This window comes from Clostridia bacterium, from assembly GCA_014360065.1.
Taxonomy (GTDB): Bacteria; Bacillota; DSM-521; order Neomoorellales; family JACIYF01; genus JACIYF01.
Map to the genome: position 1 here is coordinate 1 of JACIYF010000089.1, position 10588 is coordinate 10588.

The following is a 10588-nucleotide window of genomic DNA, read 5'->3' on the forward strand; positions in this document are numbered from 1 at the left end:
AAAGCATCACAGACCGTCACCCGGCCAAATCCTTCCGCCTTTCTTTCCCCGATTCCCTCTTGCTCTAGAAGGGCCAGCCGGGCGTATAGTTCATCCTCGCCCACCTGCGCCGCCCCCAAGTCCACCTGGTACGCAAACACCGAGCCAGGAGCCAAAGCCAACTCATCTTCCTTGGGAAGTCCCCAAGCCGAGTTCCAGCCCGACACGCCGACCGGCCGTACGGCCTTGAAAACTGGCCTTATTGACCCAACCGGTAGATCTAGAGCCTTCTCTAGATAGGAGCTACTGATTCCTACCTGATAGCGGAGAAAAGCATCGACGATGATGAGCCGCGATTGTAAAGTTAGAGAAAACAAGCGCTGGTCTTCAGTCAGGCGAGCACGCTTAGCAATTTCTTGGTTGAAACGCCTACAGCGATCAGGCACAGTATTGCCTGGCGCCAACTCTTCCTTCTCCAGGCTAACAGTTTCAACCCGGCAAGATCCTAGCCCCCGGCTCACCGCTCGGCCGATGTGGATGGAGCTACCCTTAAAAACCAGAGTCCGGGCCATGTCCTCTAGTACTTGTGAAAGGGAGATTGGCTCCGTAGCCTGGCTTGCCTTGGAGCGATAGCTGATGGAGCCGTATAGGAATTGGCCTTCCTGCAAGCAGTCGCTGCTGAACAGCACTCCTCTTCGCACCGTTCCCGTATAAGAGTCGATGGCAGTTCCCGCCCGAATCACTTTTTCCACTTCCAGCTGGCGATATCCGGCCTGGGAGCGCAGGTACCAACCTGCCAACGGCTCAAGGCGTTCCTCGCACCCAGGTGCAGGGCAATAACGGTAAGTTTTCCCAATTGGCGCCGAGGGACCCTGGCCGGTAAGCTTGGAAATTATCTCCGGAATTAGAATATCCATGACTCCATGGGCCTGCTGCCCGCGGTCCCGTTCATCGGCCTTGAACCCCCCAAAGCGCTTGCAGGTCACCGCCGTCATGGGGATAGGGGAGCTAGGTCCATTTTCATCCCCAAGCACCAGGTCGCTGAAGATTAGCTGCCCTGAGGTAAACCAGTCTCGAAACCGAGCATCAGGTTGTCCAAGCTGGTCTAGGTAAGCTTGGGCCAGAGCTCCCCGCCAAGTAGTTCCGGGTACAAATTCTAGACCGGCAGTATGGGCGCTGGTAGCCTTTTTGGCCGTAACTGCCAGTGGCGCCTGCAATTTCAATTTAACCTTCAGCTTCACCTCCTCACCCCCTCACCCAGCTATACAGTCATCGTAGAGGCAAATACTATCCCAATCTTCCCAGATGCTTTCTGGTTTAATTTCCTTGTGGTCTAGGGTTAGCCGAGAAATAGTAACCTGGCAACGCCCAAACCCCAGGGACCGGCCTCCCCCGAGGCTATTAACAAGCTTCAAGCTACCGACCAACAGTCTAAGCTCTAGAGGTATTTCCTCTTCAGGGGGTATAGTGCTGGCCATGCTGCCGGATATGGAAGCGCAAAACATCATGGGAGACTCAATCGTATGCTCCGTAGTAAATAGCCGCCGTCCTACTGCCGTACCCAACCGCCGGCTAATACTTACCCTAGTCCTGAGTCCATACAAGCTTTCCCACCTCTGGTCTTTTGTTTCGGGCGAGGTCTGGCAGTGGGCATCAGAAAAATAAAGGCGAGAAGGGAACGAGGGCGATCCCATGAGATTGCATATGATGCAAGGCTTCTCCCGGCAAAGCTTTTCCGGCCGGGTGCCAATGCAGTGCCGTACGCCCAAGGCACCAGCCAACTGCTCACATGCCTTGCGGACCGAGCCCTTGATGGTTGAGCCCGGAATAACCAGCCGGCCTTCCTGGCCGCGAACCACAGTGCTGTTGGCCTCAAGGCTCCGGAAGCCGCTACCCCACCGGGCCGGCCCCAAGGTGGTGATTCTTAGTTCTACTTCTAACCAACTGCGCCTGCTAGACAAATAAAACCACCTCCCAGCTCCTAACCTATCAAGTCGTAAACCTCGATCAAATCTAGCATGGGAGTGCCGATCCCTTGCCCAGCAGGCATATCTACCCACGGGCTTAGGGGCGAAGACCCAAAGGTCTGAAATACCTTGAGCATCTCCTGGCGCGGTTGGGCCTTCAGGCGACTTACTACTTCCAGACAGGTCAAAGCAAAGTCAGCTTTGGACTCAAGAAGTGAGCGCCGCAAGCGCTGCAGCTTATTCCTAGGCATATTGGCTCCTTTAAGCGCCCGGGCGCAATTTACCAGCTCAGCTAGCTCCTCAACCGTATACGGCCTCAAGCTCAACCGCAGCCACTGGCCGTTTTCCTCCCGAACCCAGCTTTGGCGCATGAAGTTGAGGCTGGGATATAACCCTCCAGCCAGAACCGCAAAGTCAATCATGCCTCGGCTGCCGCTTTTGACCGGCCCTGAATCAGAACCTTCAGCCTGAGGCCGGTTTGGGCCGAGGTAGCCTGTCCACTCGGGGTGGTGGCGGCGGATGACCCTCCCTTTCTTGGCTAACTTGAGAAGCTCTTCAGCCAGGTCGACTACATTGGTCAGCGGGTACTTGACCGGAGCAATTACCACTCCCGCTGATAGGGTGATGCTTTCAGCCACGGTCCCTTGGACCTCTTGGGCAAAGAAATTGAGGATATCCATGGCTATTTCTAGGGCCTGGGAAGCTGAGGTCACGACGATTACGTCATCTCCCCCTAGAATTATAGGCTCAAAAGGAAAGGTGCCGTTGGCCCAGCAGTTGGCATCTAAACGCTCATAAACGGCCCGGAAGGTGGCCTGGTGGACCGCCCGATCAACGGTTTCAGAAAAGCGCCCTAGCTCTTCGAGGCTGCGAAGTTTACCCAGGGCCTCGCCCATATCATTGCCATCGCAATAGATAAGGCCAATAAAGTCGCCGCCCAGGCTCCCGCTATCGGCTTTCCCGATGTCATCCAAATCTCTCGGCCACTCAATCTTGGAAGAAGCGCCTTGCTGTTGGCGGTGGAAATCTTGATATTGCCTGCGCAGCTCCGATTCCTCACCAAGCCCCGCGGTCCGCTTTTGGTAGCAGGATCGGCAAAGGTATTGCTCACCCTCTTCAGCCTTCGTGCCTTGGTATAGGCAAGAAGCAGGATAAGAACCACAGGCTTCGCACTTGCGGGCAAAGGGAAAGGTAAACCAACTCCCAACGTAATCTTTTTGGCGCTTGGCCTCTCGCATTCGGCTGGATAGTTCGGTCCAGCATTCGCCGAAATCCTGGTTGAGCCGGTCCTTTTGGGTCAGGAGGGTTACTCCGGTAATGCTACCGGTAACTGTTTCCTTTATGTACAGCTCTTGCACTTTAGTGATGAGCTCTTGGGCTTCCTCCGGCACTACACAAAATAGGGCCCCTCCTCCGTTGCTATACACCGGCTTCGGTCGGGAAGGGAGGGTCTCTGCAACTTTGGGGATTTCTTCGCGATTCAAGCGGTCCAGCTTGGAGCTCGCTCCCCGTATGTCCTGTAACCGTCCGTACCGAAAAACGTAGTCTTTGATCCGGTCGGTATCAAACGACACTAAGGCTACATCTGTTTCGCCCACGCCTTTACCGGCCTCCTTTCCGGCTTACTTCTTTAATGATAACATGCGAAGGCGACACCAATTGTCGTTGGATAAAGAATTTGTGGTCATCTCTGCGCCAACGCATCCGTCGGCTCCCCGTTCCTTTCTGCCCGGTGTTGGTTCAAACCAAAAGCATCCCGAAGCTGGTCACGAGCCTGGTCCTTCCCCGTCGATGCCAACAAACTGCAGCTGGGCAAACTCTTGCATCCAATCGATGCCCTCAACCCTGGCCCAGGCCTCCAAACGCTCTAGGGTCAGTTCCTTGAATTGCCTATATTCCCTAGGCTCATTTTCCCCCGAGGAAAGGTGGAAGTGTTCAAAACCATGGGCAAAGATGTTGTAGTTGCGAGCGTTGACCTTGCCTATGAGCCGTGAAAAGCTAAGGCCTTCGGTAAAAGCATCACCAAGAGCAGCCAAAACTACGTAGCTTTCAACCAGGGAAATGGGACTAGGCAGCTGACGGAAAGGCCGCAAGCCACTCTTAGGTGTAGCGCATACCTGGTTGATGCGGTCGAGAAGATCCGAGGGCAGGTTATCGTAGTTTGGCTCGTGGGTATCGATCCCATAAGTAGCCAAACGGCGCTGGGCCAGCATTTCCACAATTCGGTAAAAGAGCAAGCTAGCCATATCCAGTTTCCCCTGCCTTTCGCGCCGCAAAGCGTTCTGATAGATGCTCCCTACCAATCCGATCACGGCGGGCAAATCTTGGAGAAACTCCAGGTCCAAGTGTCGTAACCGCGAACTAGCCTGGCTTTGGCCCGAAGGGACATTGTCAGGTTCAAAATAGCGTTTTAGAAGTTCCACGGTAGCCATCTGTTTACGCAACCGACTCATAGTTTCCATCGTAAAAGGAACCAGCCGCTTGCCACTGCTGGTATGCCCAAAACGCTCAACTGCGTCTATGAACTCCCTCATCTTGACAGCCGCTTCAACCCAGTCCAGGTTATCCCACGCCTCGTACGCAAGGCACAAGGCGGAAAGCATCTCGCAACGCCTAGCTTCCGGGTCCGGCACTCTAGAGGCCAAGCGCCGCCAGATCCTGGCCGCACCCAGATAATCGCCCTCTCGATAGAGGTTCAGGGCCAGTTCCTCTTCTAAGTCTCCAAATACAGCGTAGGGATTAACAAGGTAAGTCAGGTGCTCGCTCCCCGGCTCGGGCCGGCGGAGGGCAGGGGAGTACTTGCTGTTTACGTAAACCAAATCAGCGCCTATCATCACCCCGGCCATAGCGATCCCAGCAGCCATGGCTTTGGTGCCCCCAGTAGGATCCACAGCTACGTTGGCCGGACGCCCCCACTCCTCGTAGACTTCCTTAACCGCTTGGTATATATCGGCAGTGTTAGCAGGATCGACTTCTCGGTAAGTATACTGGCTGGGCTTAAGCTTGGTAGTCTCTATTACCAAATCCATAAACTCCCTGGTATCCGGGCTGGGAAGAAAGAGAACCCGCCGGGGCTTTAAAATCGATATGCAGAGAGCTAACGGCTGGTACGAGAAACCCAAAGATAGGATCAAAAGATCATACTGCTTCCTTACCTTGGAGCGCTCACGGTAGGTAAAAACCTCGCTCAAGAGGGGCATGATCTCCTGGTCGTAAAAGTTCTCGGCCTCTTTTCTGGCCGCTTCGCTGCCGCGCGGCATGCTTTTCCAGATGCGAGTCCGCTCGGATAGGGATTGCTCGAGAGCACGGATATATTCCTCATCTGCCTCATGACCTAGGTTGCCACCGGTCGACTGACCACAGCCACCGGGTGCCTCGCCAACATAAGCTACCTTTGCGCCATCGGTCCTGCCAATGCCACCTACCCCACTGCCCTGCCTTAACACGCCATTGGCTTGGCCCCTGCCTTGCCTCGAAGATAGCTTCTCCTCAGATTCCATGGTCGCACCTCTTTGATAAATACCAAACCTCGGTCGAAGTCAACCCGTCTGGCTTCTCGCCCGGTCAATAGCGCTGCCATCCCGAGCGCATATTTTCCTGATAATTGTTACTTCCAGGTACATCCGGGTAATTCCTGCTAAGATTGGTTGATTTTACCCATTATCCCATCCTGCTTGCCACCCCTTACGCCTAGTAATGACAGATTTGGCCGCCATCGTTATGTCTTGCTGAACCCCTGACATCCTGTGAGCAAAACCAGCTGGAGGCCGCAGATTTCTATACATACTTCCTTGGACCTGGATCTTCTTTCCTTTTTAGCTTACTTTTAGCCTCCCACATATCAATAACCCGGCGCGGCCGGCGAAAGGATCTTTCTGTACTTGCACTGCTAGGGTTTCCCGTGGCCGTGTCGCCACGCCTAGCGCCATTATCCGATGCAGCATGTTTGGCGTGAACCCGAGTCGCGGCATGACCGTCAACGCCAGCACTCTTGGTGTCCTTGGCCCGTAAGATGCTTTCTATCTCGGCCACAATTCTGTCCACCTGAGGAGCAGAAATTCATCTCGGCCCAAAGAGAAATCATCATGTAACCGCCTGCAAATCCGAGCCAGCCTCTCCCGGGAACGAAGAACGGCCCATTGTGCATCTGTGGCCGGCGGCTTCTCCCATTCGTTGAAAGCTCCTGCCACCCGCACATCCCAAAGCAGACACCGAACCCGGTGCTTGGGCAAAGGTATTATTTCTAGACCTGGCCAAGCTACGATTTCGGCCAAGTGAAAATCGCTCCCTTCCGTGGCTACAACGGGCCCTCCGCCGTGAGCATAGCCTTGGAATGGTCTCCGTTCATTCGCTTGGCTCTCGGCCACAGCCATCACGTGAGCCAAAATCGCTTGGTAGTCCTCCAAGTACCGCCGATAGGGTACCAAATTGGCCGACATCAATGCCCGGACTTGCTTAACCGGGCGGGGAGAAATTAGACCAAGCAATTCCCTCACTGCTGCCTGCATCTTGAGAAAAGTCTTCGGCGGAATTGCGCACCACATCCGAGCCAATGCCTCGGGAGACGAAACTGCCACAAACCCCACCACACAGAACGGCACAGCAAATGGTCCTCGAAACTCTTTCTCTATCCGTATGGGCAAGGCTTTATCCCCCAGGTACTAGTTGCCCTATCCAAGCTATGCTCTCGCATTTGGGACTCGGGCTTTCGACTGGCACTGCCGAGCCACATTCCGCCTCCATTAAGATCGATCATCGGACTTGTGAAAGCCCTGTTAAGAATGAGAAGCCCTCTTAAGCGGAGAGCGGCCCCGACACTTTACCTCCATTAACATCATCGGTACCTAACCTCTCAGGTTATAGGTGTGAACCTAACAATTCTCAAATCTATCTCCCCATCTCCTTATCCAAACCGTCACCGTACCCCTGACCCGCCTACGGCAAACCCTTTGGCCGTCCGCCTTCACCCCAGCTTCCCCCGCTCTTCATATCCTTGGCTCGCTCTCCATAAACTCTCTCCCTCCGAGCCCTTCTGGCCAACTCGCCCAGGCCACCCCGCAAGCTTGGCCTCCCCGCACGGCGCGCCAGTCCTGCCGCCAACGGGTTTAACTGCCGTATATCCTTTCAACCGCGTACTGATTTGAATATAGTGAATATAGCCATGAGAGGCTCGCCATCGTTTTCCGGGAAAAGCTCCTTGAAGCGCAGGCGGAGATAGAGGCCCACGAGAGAAAAACTCTCACCTGAATGCCAAAACCCAGCCGGGGTGCCACAACCTGGTGGCCCGGCTTCCCTCTTTAGCCCATTCCCACCATGTCCCAACGCTAACGTAATTTGCGAAAGTCAAGCAGGGGTTGGGCCCTGGGTCATCCCCAGTTTTAAATTTCTGGCATCAAGGAAGGTAAGAATCCCAATAATCGGCGGCAACTTACCCTGAAAGCATTGAGGGTATAATATCCAACCTGCCACAGTCCAAGAACACGCCTTTGGGTAGTGGAACTTGCTACCAATTTTCGGTGATAACCTTTCTCCTCGCCATAAGCCCCGGCCAGGAGTAAGAAGAGGTAAGCATAAACTACTACCAACAGTAAACGCTCATAGCGACAAGCGGTAGAAAGAACTACACCCTTAAGCCCCAGGCCCGTGCGCAGGTTCTTAAAGTCCTTAAATTTTTCTTCAATCTCCATACGGTGCCCGTAGGCTTTAGGTATTCTTTTAGCCTCCCAGTCAAGATTGGTAACTAAAAACCACGGCTCTTCCTGCCCGGGGGCAAACTGGTAAATAAGCCGCACCGGATACTTTTCTTTCTTATGGTAGAGCACCTGGCCAAAGTCGATTAGCTGGTTTAGGCGCACATTAAAGGGTTGTAAAGTTCCGGTGAATTGCTGGCTATTTATCCAGGCAGTGCCAGAAACCCGGATGATATACTTAAACCCCAAAAGCTCTAGTTTCTTAAATAGCTCCACCCGCCCAAATCCGCGGTCGGCCAATACTATAGCTTCCATCCCCGGAGGAATAAGGTTTCTTAGTTTCTCTAACAACTTCTCTTCTTCTTGGTTCTGGCTTAATTGTGGATTTTCTTTTTCCACTACTCGCCATAGAACAGGTATGGCTCGGGTACCTATGATGACACTCGCAAAAAGGGTTTGATGTTTTTTGTCGTGCAGGTCGGTCCAATCTAAAGCTATTAATAACCTCTCCCTTGAGCTAAAAAGCCAGGTAATCAAAGGCTTAACCGCTTTCTCTATGCTTATCCTGTTGTTGCCTAAGAAACGATCTACAAGCTTTATCTTATGTTTTGTAGCTACTGGCCCCGGGATGCCCCGGGCTATAGCCGCAACACCAATACGGCGCGATTTCATTAGCCCATATACCAAAGCTGCTAATGTTTTCCTCTGGGACTTGCGCAAATCCTTAAACCATGTTATAAAGTTCTTGAGAAATCTTTTAAAACTCATGGGAATCCTCCTTTCGGGGCTGGTATCTAAGATTATCTCTTCGAAAGGAGGATTTCCTTTTCCTTCCTCAGCTTCACTCCCAGAATCATCAGAATCATCAAACTGGGGATTCGCCAGCCCGTTAGGGCGTTGACCCATATTATCCAGAGCGAACTCCCGCCTGCTACCAAGGGCGAGCTATATCTTCGCGTTGCCAACTGGGCTGCAGACGAAGAGGACTTTGCATTAGCGCTTAAGGCCTCAGAGAAAGCCTTGGAGATAGACAGTACTAACATTGTCGCCAAAACGTTGAAGGCCAGGTCGCTGGCCAAGCTGGGGCAGGTAGAGGCGGCCGAGGCTGAGCTAAAGGATGCGCCAGCAGATCCCCGAGTAGAAAACGAGCGCGGTTGCCTGGCCCTTGCGCAAGGGCGGCTGGACCAGGCTGAGGCCCATTTCCGCGGCATACTGGCTCGGGATCCTGCCGATTCCGTAGCGGCAACCAACCTAGCTCAGGTTCTCATCCTTAAGGGAAAGATCGAGGAAGCGTTGACTACCGTGTATCCATTCGCTACTTCGAACCAACAGTCCTCTGCGAAGCCGGTTCTTCTTGGCGCTCGCTGCCTAAACTCGCTCGAGCGCTACATCGAGGCCTTAAACCTGCTTTCTCTTACCGATACTGCAACCATGAAGCCGGAAGAACTGTTGGAGTGGAATTTGATCCAGGGTAACGCTCATTTCGGCCTTGAAAACTGGGATCAGGCTGCCGATTACTACTTCGAAGCCTATAGCATCGATTCCGAAAACCCCGAACTTCTCTTTAGGATTGGGCTTTTAATGCTTAGGCTCAGGCGCTGGGAAGACGCCGAAAATGCCTTCATAAGAGTGCTGGCCTCTGAGCCTAATCATCAGGAAGCCCATACGCTACTAGAAGTTAGCAGAAGCATGCAGGTCATGGAGGCAAGGTAGAAGGGCAGAGATCGGCATGAAAGGCCTTATTCTTTCTGGGGGCAAGGGAACCCGGCTGCGGCCCCTAACCTATACTACTACCAAACAGCTTATCCCCGTGGCCAACCGGCCGATTTTGTTTTTCGTTCTCGAGCAGGTTGTCCAAGCAGGGGTAACTGACATTGGCATCATCATTTCCCCGGAGACAGGAGATAGCGTTCGGGAGGCAGTAGGGGATGGCAGCGGCTTTGGCGCTAGGGTAACCTACATACTCCAGGAGCAACCTCTAGGCTTAGCTCATGCAGTTCAGACGGCCCAGGACTTCCTTGGGAACGAAGACTTTCTCATGTTTCTGGGAGATAATCTCATCCAGGATGGCGTGGCTGGCTTGGTGGAAGCTTTCCAAAAAAGCGGTGCCGATGCCGCCATTTTGCTAAAAGAAGTCTCAAATCCCCGCTCCTTTGGTGTCGCGGTTCTTGATGATCAGGGCCGAGTGATCCGGTTGGTGGAAAAGCCTAAAGATCCGCCTAGCGATTTAGCCTTGGTGGGAATTTACCTGTTTACCCCGGCCATCCATCAGGCCATTGCCAACATTCGCCCCTCCTGGCGAGGCGAACTAGAGATCACCGATGCCATCCAAGAGCTTCTCCAGTCCGGAGGAAAGGTCTTGGCTCGCCGAGTGGAGGGCTGGTGGCTGGATACAGGCAAAAAGGATGATATCTTGGAAGCTAATCGCGCCGTTTTGGACGCTTACGCCTGCACCCGCCTGGAAGGAAGCATTGATGCTAGCAGCCGCATTGTCGGACGAGTAAGCATCGGTCCCGGCAGCCAGGTAAGGAATACCACCATTCGGGGTCCAGTAGTCATTGGGTCCCAGGTGGTTTTGGAAAACTGCTTTATCGGCCCTTTTACGGCCATCGGTAACGGCAGCAGGTTAAGCCGAGTGAGTCTGGAGCATTCAGTGGTTTTAGAGGAATGCGAGCTAAGCGATATTCCCCGCATTGAAGACAGCCTGCTAGAATAAAGCTTCTCGTACAACTAATTGGTGCTTTGCTGGACCAAATATTAAATTGGAAGAATCAATTAGAGGAAATCCTTACAACCACCTTGAATCCTGAACTAAGCATCTAGTGAGGTGGGATGGCTATGGAACTCCGTTGGTGGCTGACCGGAGCCTGAATCCTCTGAGGTGATGAAATTGAAGTACGGTCATTCGGTGTAGGTACCCCCTCAGGCCGCCGCTCGCACCCGGTCCCAGTA

Annotated in this window: 9 protein-coding genes; 2 read left to right on the top strand and 7 right to left on the bottom strand. The window is 53.4% G+C overall.

Annotated elements, in window-relative coordinates:
* The 7 genes from H5U02_11385 to H5U02_11415 all read right to left on the bottom strand — a co-directional run.
* Positions 1-1220 (bottom strand): hypothetical protein (locus H5U02_11385; GenBank protein MBC7343025.1); only part of this gene is annotated, 1220 nt, incomplete at its 3' end.
* A gap of 12 nt (positions 1221-1232) precedes the next feature.
* Positions 1233-1940 (bottom strand): hypothetical protein, encoded by a 708-nt coding sequence (locus tag H5U02_11390; GenBank protein MBC7343026.1) that lies wholly within the window; start codon positions 1938-1940, stop codon positions 1233-1235.
* 20 nt (positions 1941-1960) lie between these two features.
* Positions 1961-3544, bottom strand: a complete 1584-nt coding sequence (locus tag H5U02_11395) for a hypothetical protein (GenBank protein MBC7343027.1) — start codon at positions 3542-3544, stop codon at positions 1961-1963.
* A 168-nt stretch (positions 3545-3712) separates the two neighbouring features.
* Entirely contained in the window at positions 3713-5446 is a 1734-nt protein-coding gene (locus tag H5U02_11400) for a TIGR02710 family CRISPR-associated protein (protein ID MBC7343028.1), read from the bottom strand.
* A 277-nt stretch (positions 5447-5723) separates the two neighbouring features.
* Entirely contained in the window at positions 5724-5978 is a 255-nt protein-coding gene (locus H5U02_11405) for a hypothetical protein (protein MBC7343029.1), read from the bottom strand.
* Positions 5966-6589, bottom strand: coding sequence for a hypothetical protein (locus H5U02_11410; GenBank protein MBC7343030.1), 624 nt, complete (start codon positions 6587-6589; stop codon positions 5966-5968). The genes H5U02_11405 and H5U02_11410 overlap by 13 nt, the downstream gene beginning before the upstream one ends.
* A gap of 735 nt (positions 6590-7324) precedes the next feature.
* A complete protein-coding gene (locus H5U02_11415; GenBank protein ID MBC7343031.1) occupies positions 7325-8404 on the bottom strand; it encodes an IS4 family transposase in 1080 nt (359 codons plus the stop codon).
* A gap of 129 nt (positions 8405-8533) precedes the next feature.
* Here H5U02_11415 and H5U02_11420 point away from each other — a divergent pair, with 129 nt between their 5' ends.
* Both H5U02_11420 and H5U02_11425 read left to right on the top strand, forming a co-directional pair.
* Positions 8534-9349, top strand: a complete 816-nt coding sequence (locus tag H5U02_11420) for a tetratricopeptide repeat protein (GenBank protein ID MBC7343032.1) — start codon at positions 8534-8536, stop codon at positions 9347-9349.
* Positions 9350-9365: 16 nt separating this feature from the next.
* Positions 9366-10352 carry a glucose-1-phosphate thymidylyltransferase gene (locus tag H5U02_11425; protein MBC7343033.1) on the top strand — a complete coding sequence of 329 codons (987 nt, stop codon included), beginning with the start codon at positions 9366-9368 and terminating at the stop codon, positions 10350-10352.
* The last annotated feature ends 236 nt before the right edge of the window (positions 10353-10588 follow it).